Origin of the sequence: Corynebacterium sp. CCUG 71335 (assembly GCF_024454075.1) — a bacterium.
Lineage (GTDB): Bacteria > Actinomycetota > Actinomycetes > Mycobacteriales > Mycobacteriaceae > Corynebacterium > Corynebacterium genitalium.
Genome location: NZ_JAGPYY010000006.1, coordinates 58913 through 77902 on the forward strand (window position 1 = coordinate 58913; position 18990 = coordinate 77902).

Genomic DNA, 18990 nt, shown 5'->3' on the forward strand with positions numbered 1-18990 from the left:
CGTTCTGGTGTACTTCCCCGATATCAGAATGACCGCCCCGGGCAGGGCTCTATACGTTCCCCGCGGCAACAACTGCAGGTACTTCAAACCCAGGGCGCTCCAAGGGGGTGGACTCGATGGCACAGGAAACAGCAACCGACAACGGCCACGGCCACATCCCCGTCATGCGCGACCGCATGGGAGAACTCCTTCGCCCTGCGGTAGAGCGCTTCGGGCCCCACGCTGTCATCGTCGACGGCACGCTCGGTGCCGGTGGACACACGGAGTACTTCCTGGACACCTTTCCGGAGGCATCAGTCATCGGCATTGACCGTGACGGTGCTGCGCTTGCCCAAGCGGGCGAGCGTCTCGCGCGATTCGGTGACCGTTTCGCGCCGGTGCGGGGCCGCTTTGATTGCCTCGCGGAATCGCTGCGCGACGGTACCGGGCCGGTCTTTGAGACCGTACGCGCGCATGGCTTAGCCGGGGCATTTTTCGACCTCGGTGTCTCATCAATGCAGCTCGACCAGGAAGAGCGCGGCTTCGCTTACCGCGTGGACGCCCCGCTGGACATGCGCATGGACCCGTCGGCAGGTATTACTGCGGCCGATGTGCTGAACACCTACAGCCACGGTGACCTCGCGCATGTGCTCAAGGCGTACGGCGACGAGCGTTTCGCCGGTAAGATCGCCAGCGCTGTCCTCGACGAACGGGAGAAAGCTCCCTTCGACACGTCCGCACGCCTGGTGGAGTTGCTCTACCGGGTGATTCCGGCCGCCACCCGCCGCACCGGCGGCCACCCGGCGAAGCGGACATTCCAGGCGCTTCGCGTGGAAGTCAACCGCGAACTGGACGCACTCACCAACGTGCTGCCGATGGTCGCCGAAGCCCTCGGCCCCGGTGGCCGGGCGGTGTTCATGAGTTACCAATCGCATGAAGACAAGCTGGTCAAGCGCGCGTTCACGGAGTGGACAACGTCCAAAACGCCCGCCGGTTTACCGACCGAACTGCCGGGCATGGCCGCCGAATTCCGCATGGTCACCCACGGTGCAGAGAAGGCGTCGGTGGCGGAAGTGGAAGTCAACAGGCGTGCGGCGCCAGTGCGTGTACGAGCCGTCGAAAAACTGGAACAACAGTGAAGGGAACAACAATGGGAGCAAGCCGAGACCTCACCGCCGGATCGACGGCGCTGTTGGAGCGTACGACAAAGACCGCTCCGGCCCGCCCGAAGACGACTGGGCTGAAGCCGCACTTGCCTCGCGGCCCACGACGCTTGGGTTCGAAGCAGGTTGTGTCTGTCCGTGGACGCCGCGTGGTCAACACCACGGCGGCAAAGCGAACGTTTTCCAAGCTGTCCATTCTGTCGCTGCCGCTGCTCATTTTGGGCATCTTTGGTGCCATGATGCTCTCCGCTCTGTCCACTCAGCAGACGTTCACCATTCAGCAACTCCAGAATGAGGAACGCACGCTGAGCAACGAAATTGAGACCCTCAACCGCAACCTGGAGGATGCGCGCGCAGCCGCAGACATCGCCGCGAAGGCGGACGCGGCCGGTCTCGTTGTTCCCGAACAACCGGGAATTATTGCCGTGAATGAGAAGGGCGAAGCCCACGAGACGCGCGAGGCCGACCCGGAGAAAACCGGCCAGGTCGTGGACGTCAACGGAGAGACTATTCGCGTCGACCGCGCAACGAGCGACCGTGACGCGACGAGCGATGTTGCCGACAATCTGTCTGCTTTACCGCAAACGTCTAACGGCGCACCGACTGGACCGCCCGCGCCAGCTGCTCCACCCGCAGCGGGCGGGGCCCCGGCAGCGCTGCCGAGCATTCCTGGCGCTCGGTAAAAACGTAAAGGCGTGGCGGTCATCACCTAGCCCCCGTCGCGGGGCAAGATGAGACCCTGAAGTTATTGGGCGTGAGCGAGGTAGGTGACACAAGCGCCGTGAGCAGATTGGACCCGCAACGGCGGAGAATGCCGCACCCGCGGCGGCGCCCGCCGGCAGCGCCAGCACAAAAGGTCATTACCACCAGCCGGATGCGGATTCTCACGGCTATTTTCCTGGTCCTTGCCCTCGTGCTCATTGGGCGTTTGGCATGGGTGCAGCTCAAGTGGGGGCCGGAACTGCAAACCGTCGCTGCGGACCAGCGCACCCGGACCTTCACCGATCCCGCTCGTCGCGGTGAGATCGTGGACCGGGAAGGCAATTATCTTGCCTACACGATGCAGGCGCGCTCCCTGACTGTTTCGCCCGTGATCCTGCGCAAAGAACTTGGCGAGCTCGTGCGCAACGAGATGTATGAAGAGGGTGCCTCCCGTGCGGAAGCCGAAGCTCAGCAGGATGCTCGCGTAGAGGATTATCTGCGCCAGATGGCTAATGAGATTCCCGTCATGGTCGGGGAGGATCCGAAAGCCATCGAGCGTGAGAACGCGGACGACAACGCCGAAAAAGACAAAGACAACAAGGACAGTAAGGACAACAAGGACGCAAAAGGTAAATACGAGAAGAAACTCGAGACTCCGCGCGTGAGCTCCAAAGACATCCTGGAAAAGCTCCACGCGGACACAGATTATGAGGTTCTCGTCCGCAATGTCGACCCAGATGTCGCTGCTGAGGTTGCACAGAAGTTCCACGGTGTTGCAGCTGACCACCAAGACATCCGCGAATACCCCAACGGTGCAATCGGGGAGAACATTATTGGCCGCGTCTCCATGGACGGGCAGGGCCAGTTCGGGCTCGAAGCCTCTAGCGACGCGATTCTGACGGGCATCAACGGCCGCTCCACCGAAGATGTCTCTGCCAACGGCCAAGTCATCCCCGGCACGTTGCGCGACGTTGTGCCGGCAGTGAACGGATCGCGCGTTGAGCTGACTATTGATCTGGATCTGCAGGCCTACGTGCAGCAGCTGTTGGAGCAAGCGAAGGCGAACTCGAAGGCCAAGGACGCCGAGGCTGTGGTCTTGGATGCTGCCACCGGCGAGGTGCTCGCCATGGCCAACACGTCCACGATCGACCCGAACGGCGACTTGGAGAAGCAACTGTCGCAGGGCCGCAGCTTTGATAACCCGTCGATTTCCCACCCCTTCGAACCTGGCTCGGTGGCCAAGATCATCACGGCTACCGCGGCCATTGAAGAGGGCATCACCACCCCGGATGAAGTGCACACAGTTCCGGGACGAATCGAAATGTCCGGCGTCACTGTCGCAGACGCGTGGGAGCACGGTGATGCGCCGTACACCACGACAGGAATCTTCGGTAAGTCCTCGAACGTTGGCACGCTCATGCTCGCTCAGGAGGTGGGCGAGGAGCGTTTCGACGACTACTTGCAGCGCTTCGGAATCGGGCAGGGCACCGGCATTGAACTCCCGAACGAATCCCCTGGTCTCGTGCCGTCCCGCGAGCAGTGGTCGGGTGGCACCTTTGCCAACCTGCCCATCGGTCAAGGCATGTCCCTGACCACCCTCCAACTCGCCAGCGTGTACCAGGCCTTGGCGAACGACGGTGAACGCATCGAGCCGCGCATCGTCAAAAAGGTTGTGCAGCAGTCCGGGGAGGAGCTGCCGCAAGACGAGCCCCGCCGCTCCCGTGTCGCCAGCGAAGAGACCGCACAGACAGTTGTGAATATGTTCCGCTCTCCGTTCCAGGATGATCCGAATGGTGTCCAGAATGGTACTGCTGCCGGCAACGAGATCCCCGGCTACCAGCTCGCCGGCAAGACCGGTACTGCCCAGCAGGTCAACCCCGAAACGGGCGCATACTCTAACTCGGATTACTGGATCACTTTCGCCGGTATTGCTCCGGCGGATGATCCTCGCTTCGTCGTCGCGGTTATGCTGGACGACCCGGAGCGGGGTCCGCTCGAAGGCGGCGCTGGCGGCCAGTCGGCGGCACCGGTGTTCACCGAGATTGCGAACTGGTTAATCAACCGCGAGAACATCGGTCAGAGCCCCGACCCAGGTGAGCCGTTCGTGCTGGAAGCGCGTTAGAAAAGGGAGTGCATAACCATGGCTAAGGTTTCGCTGGAGAATCTGGCGGAGATCGCAGGCGCGCGCGTGGAGAACGCGCCGGAGAGTTCGCTATCCGTCAGCGCAATCAGCCTTGATTCGAATGCCGTGAAAAGCGGTGCGATGTTCGCTGCGCTTCCGGGCACCCGAGTGCACGGCGCCACCTTCGCGCACGCGTCGGACGCCTCTGCGGTGCTGACCGATGATGCCGGGTGGGACATCCTGCGTGAGACGGGATTTGAGCGCCCAGTACTCGTCGTTGAGCGTGTGCGCGACATCCTCGGTGATGTCGCTGCCGAAATCTACGGACACCCGACTGAGCACCTGACGGTGATCGGAGTGACGGGAACGTCGGGAAAAACGACCACGACGTACTTGCTCGAATCCGGGTTGACCGCCGCCGGTTGCGCCGTCGGGTTGATCGGCACGACGGGCACCCGCATCAAAGGTGAGGATGTGCCCACATCGTTGACCACTCCTGAAGCTCCGAAACTTCAAGAGCTGTTCGCGGACATGGTCTCCCGCGGCGTGACGCACGTGGTCATGGAGGTTTCCTCTCACGCGCTCGTGCTGGGCCGCGTCGATGGCACGAAGTTTGCGGCGGCCGGGTTTACCAACCTCTCCCAGGACCACCTGGACTTCCACCCCACGATGGAGGACTACTTCGAGGCCAAGGCCATCCTCTTCGACCGGGCAGAGAAAGCCGTCGTGTGCATTGACGACGAATGGGGCCAGAAGATGACGCAGCGCGCCCACTCACCTGTCACCGTGGGGGTGCATAACACCAGCGCCGATTGCACGGCGCGGCTGGATAGTGTGACTGAGTCCGGTGCGCAGGACATCACTGTGCGCATCGGCGGGCAGGACATTTCCACGCGCATCCCGCTGCCGGGGGCGTTCAACATCGCTAACACTGCGCTGGCGACAGCTCTCGCCGATTCGGTGGGCATCGATCCGAAGGTCTTCCTGCAGGGGCTGGACGCGGCCCGAGTCCCGGGGCGCATGGAACGCGTGAGCGTTGGGCAGCCGTTCGTTGCTGTTGTCGACTACGCCCACAAGCCCGCTGCTGTCGCAGCTGCGCTGGACAGCTTGCGCGAGCAGGTTGACGGTCGGATCGGTGTCGTTGTCGGTGCCGGTGGTGACCGCGACCATTCGAAGCGCCCGCTCATGGGTGCAGAGGCAGCAACACGGGCAGACCTGGTGATCATCACCGACGACAACCCCCGCACCGAGGACCCGGCAGCAATCCGTGCGGCTGTAAAGCAGGGTGCTGAAAGCGTCATCGACGGTGCCGCGACGGACATTCGCGAGGTCGCCTCCCGTGCACAGGCAATCGCGGACCTGGTTGCATGGGCAGAACCCGGAGATGCCATTATCGTCGTGGGTAAAGGGCACGAAGTCGGGCAGATCATTGGGGAGACCACGCACCACTTCGATGATCGTGAAGAAGTCGCGTTCGCCCTGGCGCGTCGAGAGGGCAAGGAGGTCAAGGAATGATCGAGATAACACTCGCCGACATTGCCCGCGTTACAGGTGGGCAGTTGAGCCCGGGCGCAGATCCAGAGGCCACCGTCACTGGTTATGTTGAGTTCGATTCGCGGAAGATCACCGAAGGCGGGTTGTTCGTCGCACTTCCCGGTGCGAACGTGGACGGCCACGACTTCGCGCAGTCCGCGATCGACCGCGGTGCTGTGGGAGCCCTGGTTGCCCGCGACGTAGGGGTGCCCGCTGTCATTCTTCCGCCCGTCGAGCAGATCGAGGGTGATAATTCGGACTTGGCCGCTAATGATCCGGATGGTTCCGCCCGCGCAGTTGTCGCGGGGATGGCGAAGTTGGCGGCGCATGTGGCGACGACGCTCGTCGATAAGCATCAGCTGCGCATCACGGGCATCACTGGTTCTGCTGGAAAGACCTCCACTAAAGACCTCATTGCCAGCGTGCTTGCGGATGCCGGCGAAACGGTTGCACCGCCCGGTTCTTTTAACAATGAGATCGGTTTGCCCTACACCGTTTTGCGCTGTACGGAGGACACGGACTTCCTTGTCGCGGAGATGTCCGCTCGCGGGATCGGGCACATCGCGCAACTCACTCACGTCGCGCCGCCGCAGATCGGCGTGGTACTCAATGTCGGTAGCGCCCACCTCGGCGAATTCGGCTCCCGCGAAAACATCGCGCAGGCGAAGGGCGAGCTCGTCGAAGCGCTTCCAGCCGACGGCATCGCGATCCTCAATGCCGACGACGAGCTAGTTGCCGGCATGGCGTCTCGCACGAAAGCGCGCGTCGTGTGCTTTTCCACTGACCCGCGCTCCAACGCGGAGTATGTCGCCGAGGGCATCACGCTTGACGACGTCGCACGTGCCTCCTTCACCATGCATTCGCCCAACAGCGAACCCCAGCAGGTGAGATTGAAAGTGTTCGGGGCCCACCAAGTCTCCAATGCCCTGGCCACAGCAGCGGTGGGGATGGAAGCCGGCATGGATGCCGCCACCGTTGCCCGCGCTTTGTCTAACGCACATAGTTTGTCCGTTAACCGCATGGACGTGAATACCCGCGCCGACGGCGTGACCGTGATCAACGATGCGTACAACGCTAACCCGGACTCCATGCGCGCTGGCATCGCCGCCCTGGGGTACACTGCTGCGGGCCGCCCCGGCGTCCGCTCCATCGCGGTGCTGGGGGAGATGGGTGAGCTCGGCGAGGACTCGGTGGAAGCACACACCGCGTTGGGCAATGAGCTCGCCCGCTATCGTGTGACGCACCTCGTTGTCGTCGGCGAGAGCGCTGAAACGGCCGCCCTGCTCAGCCGCGCTGCGGAGCGGGGAATTGAAAGTGTCAGCGCCCTCGACATCGAGGACGCAACGGAACGGGTCAGTGAGATCCTGCGCACGGTACCGCTCGGCGAGGAGAACTGGCGCGACCGTCCCGACCGCGACGTTGTGTTGGTGAAAGCCTCCAACGCTGCCGGTCTGTGGAGGGTAGCGGAACGACTGTTAGACGGAGGAAAGCAATAGTGACGCAGATCATCATGTCGGGGGTCATTAGCTTCCTCGTAGCCATCTTCACCACCCCGCTGCTCATCCGCTACTTCACCAACCACGGCCAGGGCCAGGAAATCCGTGAGGACGGTCCGAAGTCGCACATCCGCAAACGCGGCACACCCACGATGGGTGGCATCGCCATTTTGCTGGGCATTGTCGCGGCCTATGTAATTGTGGGCATCTGGGGTTCTGTCACCGGCAAGGGCGGTTTCACGGCCTCGGGTTTGCTCGTCCTTGGCCTGACTATGGGCCTGGGCCTCCTCGGTTTCGCCGATGACGGCATGAAGCTCTTTTTCAACCGCAACCTTGGGCTGAACAAGAAGGCCAAGCTTGCCGGCCAGCTCGCCATTGCCCTGATCTTCGGGTACTTGCTGCTCCAGTTTGAAAATGACAGTGGACTGACTCCGGGCTCGACGCACCTGAGCTTCATCCGCGACATTGAGACCTTCGACATTGCGATCGGTGGAGCGGTCGTGGGCACGATCCTTTTCCTCGTGTTCATCTACTTCCTCATCGCGGCATGGTCTAACGCTGTCAACCTCACTGATGGTCTCGACGGTTTGGCGGCGGGTTCTACAGCGCTGGTCATGTTCGGCTACATGGTGATCACGTTCTGGCAGTTCCGGAACTCGTGCTCCGTGACTCCAGGACCGGGGTGCTACGACGTCCGCGATCCGCTCGACCTTGCCATCTTGTGTGCCGCAGGAATGGGCGCGTGCGCCGGTTTCCTGTGGTGGAACGCCGCCCCGGCGAAGATTTTCATGGGTGACACCGGTTCGCTCGCACTCGGTGGACTCGTGGCTGGCGTGTCCATCAGTAGCCACACCGAGGTGCTCATGGTGATCATCGGCGCTCTCTTCGTCATGGAAGCCACTTCCGTGGTCATCCAGGTTGCTGCCTTCAAGACCACCGGTAAGCGTGTGTTCCGCATGGCCCCGTTCCACCACCACTTTGAAAATGGTGGCTGGGCTGAGACAACGGTGGTCATCCGCTTCTGGCTGATCTGCGGTATCGCCGTGGTCATCGGTCTGGCGGTCTTTTACGCCGAGTGGCTCACGGCAACCGGAGTGACCTTGGCATGAGCGTAAACATGCAGGCCGGCGACCCTTTCACCCCCATGCTCTCTGGCGGAGTACTCGTGGCTGGGGCTGGTGTCTCGGGGCTCGGCACTGCGAAGCTGCTCCGCGCTGCGGGAGTGGACTTCGCTGTCGCCGACGATGATGCGACTAAGCGTGCCGCTGTGCAGGAAAAAACAGGCTGCGCCACCATGGACACGGCGGAAGCTGCGCAGCGCGCGACCGAGTTTCCCCTTGTGGTGACATCCCCGGGATGGCGCCCGGATTCGCCGCTCCTCGTCGCCGCCAGCGATGTCAATTGCACCGTCATTGGTGATGTGGAGCTGTGCTACTTACTCGATCAGCACCGTTTCTTCGGCCCGTCACGTGATTGGCTCGTGGTCACTGGAACGAATGGCAAGACCACCACGACAGGCATGCTCGCCGCGATCATGGAAGAGGCGTCTTCCTATTCAGGTAAACGCGCGGCCGCGTGCGGCAACATCGGCATCGCCGTCGCCGACGCACTCATGCAGACACCACGCATCGACGTGCTTGTCGCCGAGCTATCGAGCTTCCAGCTCCACTGGTCTCACGAACTCACCCCAGACGCCGGAGTGCTACTCAACCTGGCTGACGACCACATCGATTGGCACGGCAGCTTCGACGCGTACGCTGAGGCAAAAGCGAAAGTCTTCAGCGCCTCCACCGCGGTCGCCGGTATCGACGATGAGCAGGTTGCCCGTTATGCCGCTCAGACCAACCGCAGTGACATCATCGGCTTCACGCTGAACGCGCCGGACGACAACCAGGTCGGTGTCATTGACGGAAACATCGTGTCCCGCATCGGGGATACGCCCACGCGCATTTCGCTTATCGACGGCATCGAGCCCGCCGGCGAAGCCGGCATCCTCGACGCACTTGCCGCCACGGCCGTCGCTGTCACCCGTGGGGCAAGCCCGGAGCAGATTGACCGGGCGCTGCACTCATATCAAGTCTCCGGCCACAGGGGAGCAGTGGTTCACCGGGCAGGCGGTGTCGCCTGGATCGACAACTCTAAGGCGACAAACCCTCACGCGGCTGATTCCGCCCTCAACGGCACGGCAGGCAAGATCGTATGGATCGCCGGCGGTCAACTCAAGGGTGCGGATGTCGATCAGCTCGTGCGCGACCACGCCCACCAATTCAGAGCGGTCGCTCTGTTGGGGGTGGATCGGGATGTGATTGCTGGGGCCGTCGATAAACATGCGCCTGATGTGAATGTGTTCGTGACGGACTCGAGCGACCCTGTTACCGCCATGAATGATGTCGTCCGTTTTGCCTCTGAGCAGGCAAAAGAAGGCGACAGTGTCATCCTCGCTCCCGCCGCGGCGAGCCTGGATATGTACTCCGGCATGGCTCAACGCGGAAATCTTTTCGCGGACGCTGCGCGCGCCCTCGCCGAAAACGGCTAGCCGTAAGGCAATGTGAAAATTGTGACGATGACGAGGCCTGCCGCGAACAAGCGGCCACCGCAGCAAAAGAAGCCGAGCCAGTACTCCTCCGGCATGGCTCGTCGCTTGGCGCGCCTGAACGAATGGATGGATGCCCGGCCGTTGCTGGACTACACCATGACGCGCACCATCGTGCTCGTTCTTGCGGGACTGGGCGTGATCATGGTGACCAGCTCGTCGATGACGTGGTCCGTTCTCGATGACTCCTCTGTGTGGGCGCAGCCTCTCAAGCAGGGCATCGTCGTGGCGCTTGGTTTGCTCGCGTTCTGGATCGCGCTGCAGATTTCGCCTGAGCGCTTCCGTAGTTGCGCCTCGCTGCTCATGGTGGGCTCGGTACTGCTGCTGGTTGCGGTGCTTGTTCCCGGCATCGGAACCGGCCGTGAGGAAGTGGGCTCACAGTCGTGGATCTACATTGGCGGATTCCAACTTCAGCCGTCGGAAATCGCCCGCGTAGCTATCTGTGTGTGGGGCGCCTCGATTCTGGCGAACAAGAATCCGCGGAGGATGTTCGAACTCACCAACGGGTACGTTCCGTTCATTTGCGTCGCTGCGCTGTGCATGTTCCTCATTGGCGCCCAGGGCGACCTAGGCATGATGGTGTCGTTGGCGATCGTTGTCGCTTTCATCCTTGTCTTTGCAGGTGTGCCGTGGAAGATCATCAGCGTCGCAGCCGGTTTCGGCGCGGTACTGCTCGTCGCGGTTATGGCAGCCGGCGGTTACCGTTCGCAGCGTTTCCATGTCTACTTCGACGCGCTCTTCGGCCACTTCGAGGACACGCGCGGCACGGCGTTCCAGTCCTACCAAGGCTTCCTGTCGCTTGCCGACGGCTCTCTCTTCGGTGTGGGCCTGGGCCAGTCCCGCGCGAAGTGGTTCTACCTGCCGGAAGCGAAAAACGACTTCATCTTCGCTGTCATTGGTGAAGAACTCGGCCTGTGGGGCGGGGCACTGGTGATCACCCTGTTCACAATGTTGCTTTTCTTCGGTCTGCGCACGGCCCGCCGTGCCCAGAACCAGTACCAAGCTCTTCTGGCAGCGGCGATTACCACCGGGATCGTCTCCCAGGCCTTCATCAACATCGGCTACGTTGTCGGCCTGTTGCCGGTGACTGGTATTCAGCTGCCGATGATCTCCGCCGGCGGCACCTCCGCCGTGATCACCCTGGGCGCGATGGGCTTGGTCGCCTCGGTCGCCCGCCATGAACCGGACGCAGTATCGGCGATGCAGAACTACGGCCGCCCGATGTTCGACCGGGTCTTCTTCCTCCGCGAACCGCGCGTTGTCGGAAACGCCGCCGGAACCACGAACCAGCGCAACATCCGCCGCCAGGACCGCCGCGAACGCGACTACGGAACCCCGGTTACCGCACGTCCGGCACCGCAGCGCCGACCAGCCCCGCAGCGCCGCCCGGCCGCGCGTTACGATGGCCGAGAAGAAGTTCGTCGCGCTAGTTAACAAGGCGGTGCACTGCACAATATGAACGATAATGATGCCCCGGTGAATATCGTTGTGGCCGGTGGTGGAACTGCCGGCCACATCGAGCCGGCTCTTGCTGTCGCGGAGGTGCTGCGCGACAATCACGGCGCTGTAGTCTCCGCGCTTGGTACGGAGAAGGGCCTGGAGACGTCTATCGTCCCTGCCCGTGATTTTCCCCTCCACTTGGTGGACCCTGTTCCGATTCCGCGCAAGCAGCCGCTCAAGCTGCTCGGCGTGCCGGGCAAGCTGATGAAATCGGTCAACCAGACCCGTGCAGTCCTGAAGGAGACTCAGGCTGACGCCGTTTTGGGCACAGGTGGCTACGTTGCCGCTTCCGCTTACCTGGCGGCGAAAAGCCTGGGCATTCCGTTCTTCGTCCTGGAGACCAACGCTCTGGCAGGCATGGCGAACAAGCTGGGCACTCGTCTCGGCGGCACGGGCATTAACGCCGTGCCGAACTCAGGCATGCCTGGTGATGTCCTGGGCATTCCCGTGCGTCCTGGTGTCGGCCAAGATCCGGACGGCGTGAAAGCTGAGCGCGGATACAAGATGTGGAACCTGGACCCGGCCCGCGACACCATCCTGGTCACTGGAGGCTCCCAAGGTGCCCAGAGCATCAACCAGGCTCTCGCTGGCGCGGTGGGCAGGATGACAGCGTCCGGCTACCAAGTCCTTCATGCGTATGGCAGGAAGAACGACGCGCCTGATTCGCACGAGCACTACACGGCCGTCCCGTACATCGACGACATGGAAGCGGCCTATGCAGTCGCAGACGTGGTGATTTGCCGCTCTGGTGCAATGACCGTCGCTGAGAACGCCGCAGCCGGAGTACCGGCGATATATATCCCGCTGCCACACGGAAATGGTGAGCAGGGATTGAACTCTGCCCACCTCGTCGAGGCAGGTGCAGCAAAGCGTATCGACGACGCTGATCTGACCGCCGACGCCCTTGTCGGCGCCGTCGTGGAGATTCTCGGCGATGCCGGGGTGAAAGAACAGATGCGCGCCATTCTTCAGGGGTCCGGCGCCGGTAATGCCGCCGAAGAAATTGCCCGTCGGATTGTCGCAGCTGCAGGAAGGAAGTCATGAGCATTGATCTCTCCCGCGTCCACTTGATCGGTATCGGTGGATCCGGAATGTCTGGCGTAGCCCGCATTCTGCTCGACCGTGGCAGCGTGGTCACGGGGTCCGACGTGAAGGATTCCCGCCCAGTGCGGGCACTGCAAGCCCAAGGCGCACACATTGCCATCGGCCACGCGGCCGAGAACCTCGAGCTGGCCGGTGAACTGCCCACGGTCGTGGTGACCAGTTTCGCGGCCATCCCGAAGGACAACCCGGAACTTGTCGGTGCCGCCGAACACGGTATTCCTGTCATCCGCCGCTCCGACCTGCTGGGTGAGCTGATGGAGGGCTACACCCAAATGCTCTTCGCCGGCACCCACGGTAAGACTTCGACGACGTCGATGGCTGTCGTGGCGCTCCAAGCCGCAGGGGAGGACCCCTCCTTCGCCATCGGCGGCCAGCTCAACCGCGCGGGCACCAATGCCCACCACGGCAGCGGCGCTGTCTTCGTGGCGGAAGCGGACGAGTCCGACGGGTCGCTGTTGCGCTACCGGCCCGACATCGCCGTGATCACGAACATTGAGCCGGACCACCTCGACTACTTCGGCGATGCCGAGACCTACTACAAGGTCTTCGACGATTTCGCTGACCGAATCACCGACACCGGCACCTTGATTGTGTGCCTTGATGATGAATCCGCCGCCGAATGCGGCGTGCGCGCCTTGGAGCGGGGTGTGACTGTCGTCGGTTACGGCACCATGACTCACCCTTCCATCCCGAACGCGGCACATGTCGTGGACTGGCGCACGGAGAACGACCTTAGCGTGGTCAAGGTCAACCTCAACGGCACGGAGATGACGTACCACCTGTCCATCCCCGGAAAGCACATGGTGCTCAACTCTGTCGCAGCTCTGGTAGCTGGCGTGACGGCCGGTGCGGATCCGTTCGCGCTCGCCGAGGGGTTGAGCGGTTTCACCGGTGTGCGCCGCCGGTTCGAGCTGCGCGGTGAGTTGTCGGACGGCACGCGTGTCTACGACGACTATGCCCACCACCCGACGGAGGTCGATGCAGTTCTCAAAGCTGCGAAGGGGACCGGTGCGCGCGTTGTTGTGTGTTTCCAGCCGCACCTGTACTCACGCACGCAGGAATTCGCCGGCGAGTTCGCGGACGCGTTGTCGCTTGCCGACGCCGCTGTTGTCCTCGACATCTTCGGCGCCCGCGAAACTCCGGTGGAGGGGCTCGACTCGCGCATCATTACGGACCACATGTCCATCACAGATGTCGTGTACGAGCCGAACTTCTCTGCGGCGCCGGCAGCCGTCGCAAAGCTTGTGCGCCCTGGTGACCTGGTATTGACGATGGGCGCGGGGTCGGTGACGATGCTCGCCGACCCGATTCTGGACGCACTCGCGGGAGCATGAGAGCAATGCCTGTGAAGAGAATCGCCGGCGCCATTGCGGCCCTCCTTGTCCTCGTCGCCGTAGCGTGGGCGATCATCTACTTCACCCCTGTGATGACGGTGAAGAACGTGGTGGCCGATGGCAACCAGCACGTCTCAGACGAAGACATCGCCTCCGCGACCGGGGTGGAGCCAGGAATCCCGCTCGCGCAGGTGAATACACGGGAGGCAGCGTCCGGGGTCGCTTCCTTGCCGTGGGTGAAGTCGGCGACGGCCTCACGTAGTTGGCCCAGCACGCTCAAGATCAAGGTCGAGGAAAACGTCGCAGTCGCGTTCATGAAGGGCTCGCAGGGTGCCACGCTTATCGACGCTGAAGGCCGCGAATTCGCCGTCGACACTCCGCCCGACAACGCTGTAGAGCTCACAGGCGGTATGAACGACGAGAACGTCCGGAAGGATGCCGTCGATATTGTCGCTAGCTTGAGTGAGAAGGCTAAAGGTGCCGTGGACTCGATTGAGGCGCGGTCGAAGTACGACTTCGTGCTGCATCTCAAAGACAAAACTGTGGTGTGGGGCGCGTCTGAGGACAACGAGAACAAGTCTTTAGCTCTGGACACAGTTCTGCAGCGCGAGGGTGGCGAATTCAACGTGAGCAACCCGCAGCAAATCACCTCTAAATAGCATAACTCCAGGTCACAAACCCTAAAGTAGAGGTTGAGGGTACCGACACGCCGGAAAAATTCGCCGATTTTCGCGGTAGGTTGGTCATGATGGAAAGCGTCTTGTGAAACCCGATTCCCCGTTACCCCTGAAAGGCGAGACCACACCAATGACCTCTCCCAGCAACTACCTCGCCATGATCCGCGTCGTCGGAGTCGGCGGCGGCGGTGTCAACGCAGTTAACCGCATGATCGAAGAGGGCCTCAAGGGTGTTGAGTTCGTTGCCATCAACACCGACTCCCAGGCACTTCTGTTCACCGACGCTGACACCAAGCTCGACATCGGCCGCGAGGCCACCCGAGGCCTGGGTGCCGGCGCCAACCCCGAGGTCGGCCGCACCTCCGCAGAGGACCACAAGCAGGAGATCGAAGAGTCCCTGAAGGGCTCTGACATGGTGTTCGTCACCGCAGGTGAGGGTGGCGGTACCGGTACTGGTGCCGCTCCGGTCGTCGCCGGCATCGCCAAGAAGATGGGCGCGCTGACCATCGGTGTTGTCACCCGCCCATTCTCCTTCGAGGGCAAGCGCCGCACCCGCCAGGCCCTGGAGGGCATCGAGGCGCTCAAGGAAGTCTGCGACACCGTGATCGTCATCCCGAACGACCGTCTGCTGCAGCTTGGTGACGCTGAGCTGTCCATGATGGAAGCGTTCCGCGCCGCTGACGAGGTGCTCTACAACGGTGTCCAAGGGATCACCAACCTGATCACCATTCCGGGCATGATCAACGTCGACTTCGCCGACGTTCGCTCCGTCATGGCTGATGCCGGCTCCGCCCTGATGGGTGTCGGCTCCGCCCGGGGAGAGAACCGTGTCATGGCCGCCACCGAGCAGGCGATCAACTCCCCGCTGCTGGAAACGACCATGGAGGGCGCGAAGGGCGTTCTCATCTCCGTCGCCGGTGGCTCCGACCTGGGACTGATGGAGGTCAACAACGCCGCATCGATCGTCGAGGAGAAGGCTGACGACGACGCCAACATCATCTTCGGCACGATCATCGACGACAACCTGGGCGACGAGGTGCGCGTGACCATCATCGCGACCGGCTTCGACGAGAAGGCCAACGCCCGCCCGGACCGCACCGGTGCCCCGGAGCAGGTAGTCGTCGAGGCCGAACCGGCGCAGGAGACCCCGACCCCGGCCCCGTCCTCGAGCTCCCTGTTTGAACCGCGCGGGGAGACCCGCGACTACGACAGTGAGCCCGTCCAGTCTGCCCAGCCAGCTCAGCCGGTCGAGCCGGCAGAGCCCCAGTACGAGGCCCCCGCTCCGCGCCACCGCTACGACGATGACCGCGGCGGGCTGTTCACCGACTCCCGGACCAGCCGCAGCCGTGAGGAGTACCGCCCGCGCCGCCGTGAGGAGCGTCTGGACGACGACCTCGACGTGCCGGACTTCCTCCGCTAAGTCGAGCGAATAACAGGAGTACTCTGGGGTGTCATGATTGACACCACTTCCCGCCCCGTCCGCATGGTCTTCACAGGCCGAGCGGCCGGGGACTTGTCTTTGGAGGACACCCGCCGCACCCTGGGGGAGAAGCTCGGCATCGAGCGTCAGGTGTGGATGGAGCAGCTCCACACCAATACCGTCACCGTGGTGGACGGCGCCACGGCTTCCCCGGTTGAAGCGACTGACGCGATTGTCACCACGACCCCGAAACTGGCGCTGTGCGTGAAAGTCGCCGACTGCGTGCCTGTTTTGCTCGCCGACCATGCCGCTGGCGTGATCGCCGCTGCGCACGCGGGCCGCATGGGTGCGCGCAACGGGATCGTCCGCAACACAGTGGAGACAATGGTCGAACTCGGCGCGACCCCGGCGAATATCCAGGCTCTTCTCGGACCGGCTGCGGCAGGGGAATCCTACGAGGTTCCGCAGGATATGGCTGATGACGTCGAAAAGCACTTGCCTGGCTCGCGCACCCGCACAAAGCAGGGCACACCGGGCATTGACGTGCGCGCAGGCCTGGTGCGCCAGTTGCTTGGCCTCGGCGTGACACACATTGACGCTGATCCGCGCGACACCATCACCGACCCCGACTTCTTTTCCTACCGCCGCGAAGGGCAAACCGGCCGCCAAGCCGGCATCATCTGGCTGACGGGAGCATGATGACACGCAAAGACGAACTAGCCGCCAATCTGGAAGGACTCCGTAAGGATGTCCGCGCCGCTGAACGTTCGGCCGGGCGCGAAGACGGCAGCGTAGCCATTCTCCCGGTGACGAAGTTCCACCCCGCATCTGATGTGGCGCTGCTTGCGGAACTCGGCATCGCCACCGTCGGTGAGAACCGGGAACAGGAAGCGAAGCAGAAGGCGGCGGAGCTGCCCAACATGCGGTTCGCCATGATCGGTCAAATCCAGACGAAGAAGGCGAACTCGGTCGCGCGGTGGGCCAGCGAAGTCCACTCACTCGACTCCGTCAAACTCGCCCGCGCGCTGGATAGCGGTGTGGCGCTTGCGCTCGAGCGCGGCGACAGGACGAGCGATCAGCTGCCCTGCCTCATTCAGCTCTCCTTCGACGAAGATGAAAACAGGGGAGGGGTGCGCGAATCCGACCTCGCGGAACTCGTCGCGGAAGCCGAGCAATTAGAGCATGTGCTTGTCGACGGCTTCATGGTCGTGCCTCCCATCGATGCAGACCCTGCGCGGGTTTTTGAGGCGTCGAGAAGCATCGCGGATGACTACGCTGGGCGCTTGGGTCGCCCAATGTTGCTATCTGCCGGGATGTCACATGATTTTGAGCAGGCAATTACCTGTGGATCCGACATCGTGCGTGTCGGAACACGGCTGCTGGGACAGCGGCCCGTAGGCTGACGGACAACGCATCAACAATCCTCAAAACCGCCCGCGAACAGGAGACTTAAGCCATGTCTTTCTCGAACAGCCTGAAGGAATTCTTCGGCCTCGGCCAGTACGATCCGGCCGTCGACCCGTACTACGATGACCCGGCTTACGAGGAAGCTGGCTCCACGTCCTACAGCGCCCGCGGCTACGTAGAGCGCGACTACGAACAGCGCGACTACACCGCAGCCATCATCAGCGTCCGCCCGCGCAACTACAACGACGCCAAGGAGATCGGCGAGCCGTTCCGTGACGGCGACGCAGTGGTGATGGACCTCTCCGCCGTGGACAAGCCGACCGCGATGCGGCTGATCGACTTTGCCGCAGGCCTGTGCTTCGCTGCCCGCGGCAAGATGCACAAGCTCTCCCGCACTGGTGATGAGCACCTGGTTTTCGCTATCGTTCCGGAGAACGCCCGCACCACCGTAGGCGAGCTGGAGCGCGCAGCACACCTGCGTTAGGGTTTAGTGCCGTGACTATGATCGGCGCCATTCTCTATGCACTTGTGGGTTTGTACACCCTCATGGTGATCGTCCGGCTCATCATCGAGATGATCCAGTCTTTCGCTAAACACTTCGATCCTCCGTCGTGGTTCATGGTCGCTGCGGAGGTCTTTTTTGTCACCACAGACCCGCCGATCCGCTTCCTGCGCCGTTATATTCCGCCACTTCCGCTCGGTGGGGTGGCCTTGGATGTCAGCGTAATTGTGCTGTTCATAGGCCTAATGATCCTTTCTGCGTTGATCGTCACCATCTTCGGGATTTAATCAATCATTGCGCGTTAATACTTACCCTCTGGTAAAGATTGAGGGTACAAGTAACGTGGGTTATTATTTACCTCGGTAAACCAAAACCCCCGGACCATTAACTCGAAGGGAACGCAAATGCCGCTGACACCAGCAGACGTGCACAATGTCGCTTTCAGCAAGCCGCCGATTGGGAAGCGTGGATACAACGAGGACGAGGTCGACCAGTTCCTGGACCTCGTCGAGGACACACTCGCCCAGCTGCAGGATGAGAACGACGATCTGCGCGCTCGTCTCGAGGAGGGCGGCTCCGCCCCGGCTCAGGGTGCCCCGCAGGCAGATGAAGGCGCGATCCGCCGCCGGATCGAGCAGGAGCTGCGCCAAGAGTACGAAGGCCGTCTCCGCGAGGCTCAGCAGGCTCGCGAGCGCGCAGAGAACGAGGCACGCACCGCCCGCGAAGGTGCTGCCGCATCTGCGTCCACCAAGATCGACCCGTCGGCACAGGCCACCGAAGAAGCCAACGTGCAGGCAGCACGCGTTCTGGGCTTGGCTCAGGAAACCGCCGAGCGCGTTACCCGCGAGGCCGAGGAAGAATCCCGCCGCCTGCTCGAGGAAGCACGCACCAGCGCTAGCCAGCAGGTCGGCGAGGCTGAGAGCCGTGCTGCAGCAACCACCCAGGCTGCCGAGCAGCGCGCCAACCAGCTTGTCAGCGACGCAGAGCGTCGCGCCGAGGAAACCACCAACGAAGCAAACTCCCGTGCCGAGGCTCAGATCCGCCAGGCAGAGGAGAAGGCAGCCCAGCTGCAGGCAGATGCCGAGCGCAAGCACACCGAGATCATGAACACGGTGAAGCAACAGCAGTCCGCACTGGAGGCTCGCATCGCCGAGCTGCGCACCTTCGAGCGCGAGTACCGTACCCGCCTCAAGACCCTGCTCGAGTCCCAGCTCGAGGAGCTGGAGACGCGCGGTTCTTCCGCACCGTCCGGCGAAAACTAAAGCCCTGCACTAGGGCTCCATCCCCGCGCACCATTCGGTGGCGCGGGGTTTCGTCGCGCGCACGGCTGGCTTCGGCTTGGCGGGGGTCTGAGCGGTCCGTGCGGAAAAGTTGATATCCCGGTTTCTGCGACCTGGGTTTATTGCGTTCCCGGTCAGCCAAAATGTCAACTTTTCCGCACAGCCCCCCAGCGGCACC

The 18990-nt window shown here is 62.6% G+C and carries 17 protein-coding genes; all 17 read left to right on the plus strand.

Annotated features, from left to right (window positions below):
- Positions 1 to 116: 116 nt before the first annotated feature.
- Positions 117 to 1118, plus strand: a complete 1002-nt coding sequence (gene rsmH / locus KBX19_RS06060) for a 16S rRNA (cytosine(1402)-N(4))-methyltransferase RsmH (RefSeq protein WP_005289550.1) — start codon at positions 117 to 119, stop codon at positions 1116 to 1118.
- Positions 1119 to 1129: 11 nt separating this feature from the next.
- Positions 1130 to 1825: a hypothetical protein gene (locus tag KBX19_RS06065; RefSeq protein WP_050748800.1), complete on the plus strand. Its 696-nt coding sequence runs from the start codon at positions 1130 to 1132 to the stop codon at positions 1823 to 1825.
- Between the two features lie 191 nt (positions 1826 to 2016).
- Positions 2017 to 3966, plus strand: a complete 1950-nt coding sequence (locus tag KBX19_RS06070) for a peptidoglycan D,D-transpeptidase FtsI family protein (protein ID WP_370687004.1) — start codon at positions 2017 to 2019, stop codon at positions 3964 to 3966.
- Positions 3967 to 3984: 18 nt separating this feature from the next.
- Positions 3985 to 5481 (plus strand): UDP-N-acetylmuramoyl-L-alanyl-D-glutamate--2,6-diaminopimelate ligase, encoded by a 1497-nt coding sequence (locus KBX19_RS06075; RefSeq protein ID WP_005289555.1) that lies wholly within the window; start codon positions 3985 to 3987, stop codon positions 5479 to 5481.
- Complete coding sequence (gene murF / locus KBX19_RS06080) at positions 5478 to 6995, plus strand: UDP-N-acetylmuramoyl-tripeptide--D-alanyl-D-alanine ligase (RefSeq protein ID WP_005289557.1); 1518 nt, start codon at positions 5478 to 5480, stop codon at positions 6993 to 6995. Before KBX19_RS06075 ends, murF begins: the two co-directional genes overlap by 4 nt.
- Positions 6995 to 8104, plus strand: coding sequence for a phospho-N-acetylmuramoyl-pentapeptide-transferase (gene mraY / locus KBX19_RS06085; RefSeq protein ID WP_005289559.1), 1110 nt, complete (start codon positions 6995 to 6997; stop codon positions 8102 to 8104). Before murF ends, mraY begins: the two co-directional genes overlap by 1 nt.
- A complete protein-coding gene (murD, locus tag KBX19_RS06090) occupies positions 8101 to 9531 on the plus strand; it encodes a UDP-N-acetylmuramoyl-L-alanine--D-glutamate ligase (RefSeq protein WP_255997896.1) in 1431 nt (476 codons plus the stop codon). Before mraY ends, murD begins: the two co-directional genes overlap by 4 nt.
- 27 nt (positions 9532 to 9558) lie before the next feature.
- Positions 9559 to 11022, plus strand: a complete 1464-nt coding sequence (locus KBX19_RS06095; protein WP_255997897.1) for an FtsW/RodA/SpoVE family cell cycle protein — start codon at positions 9559 to 9561, stop codon at positions 11020 to 11022.
- Positions 11023 to 11043: 21 nt separating this feature from the next.
- Positions 11044 to 12132, plus strand: a complete 1089-nt coding sequence (locus KBX19_RS06100; RefSeq protein ID WP_255997898.1) for a glycosyltransferase — start codon at positions 11044 to 11046, stop codon at positions 12130 to 12132.
- Positions 12129 to 13526, plus strand: coding sequence for a UDP-N-acetylmuramate--L-alanine ligase (gene murC, locus KBX19_RS06105; protein ID WP_255997899.1), 1398 nt, complete (start codon positions 12129 to 12131; stop codon positions 13524 to 13526). The genes KBX19_RS06100 and murC overlap by 4 nt, the downstream gene beginning before the upstream one ends.
- A 5-nt stretch (positions 13527 to 13531) precedes the next feature.
- Complete coding sequence (locus KBX19_RS06110) at positions 13532 to 14185, plus strand: cell division protein FtsQ/DivIB (RefSeq protein WP_232210288.1); 654 nt, start codon at positions 13532 to 13534, stop codon at positions 14183 to 14185.
- Positions 14186 to 14333: 148 nt separating this feature from the next.
- Positions 14334 to 15623, plus strand: coding sequence for a cell division protein FtsZ (gene ftsZ, locus KBX19_RS06115; RefSeq protein ID WP_255994798.1), 1290 nt, complete (start codon positions 14334 to 14336; stop codon positions 15621 to 15623).
- Between the two features lie 33 nt (positions 15624 to 15656).
- Entirely contained in the window at positions 15657 to 16322 is a 666-nt protein-coding gene (pgeF, locus tag KBX19_RS06120) for a peptidoglycan editing factor PgeF (protein WP_255997900.1), read from the plus strand.
- Complete coding sequence (locus KBX19_RS06125) at positions 16322 to 17026, plus strand: YggS family pyridoxal phosphate-dependent enzyme (protein WP_050748802.1); 705 nt, start codon at positions 16322 to 16324, stop codon at positions 17024 to 17026. The genes pgeF and KBX19_RS06125 overlap by 1 nt, the downstream gene beginning before the upstream one ends.
- Positions 17027 to 17079: 53 nt before the next feature.
- Entirely contained in the window at positions 17080 to 17514 is a 435-nt protein-coding gene (locus KBX19_RS06130) for a cell division protein SepF (protein WP_005289575.1), read from the plus strand.
- A 17-nt stretch (positions 17515 to 17531) separates the two neighbouring features.
- Positions 17532 to 17819, plus strand: a complete 288-nt coding sequence (locus KBX19_RS06135) for a YggT family protein (RefSeq protein ID WP_005289578.1) — start codon at positions 17532 to 17534, stop codon at positions 17817 to 17819.
- Positions 17820 to 17936: 117 nt separating this feature from the next.
- Positions 17937 to 18794 carry a DivIVA domain-containing protein gene (locus KBX19_RS06140; RefSeq protein WP_005289580.1) on the plus strand — a complete coding sequence of 286 codons (858 nt, stop codon included), beginning with the start codon at positions 17937 to 17939 and terminating at the stop codon, positions 18792 to 18794.
- Positions 18795 to 18990: the final 196 nt, after the last annotated feature.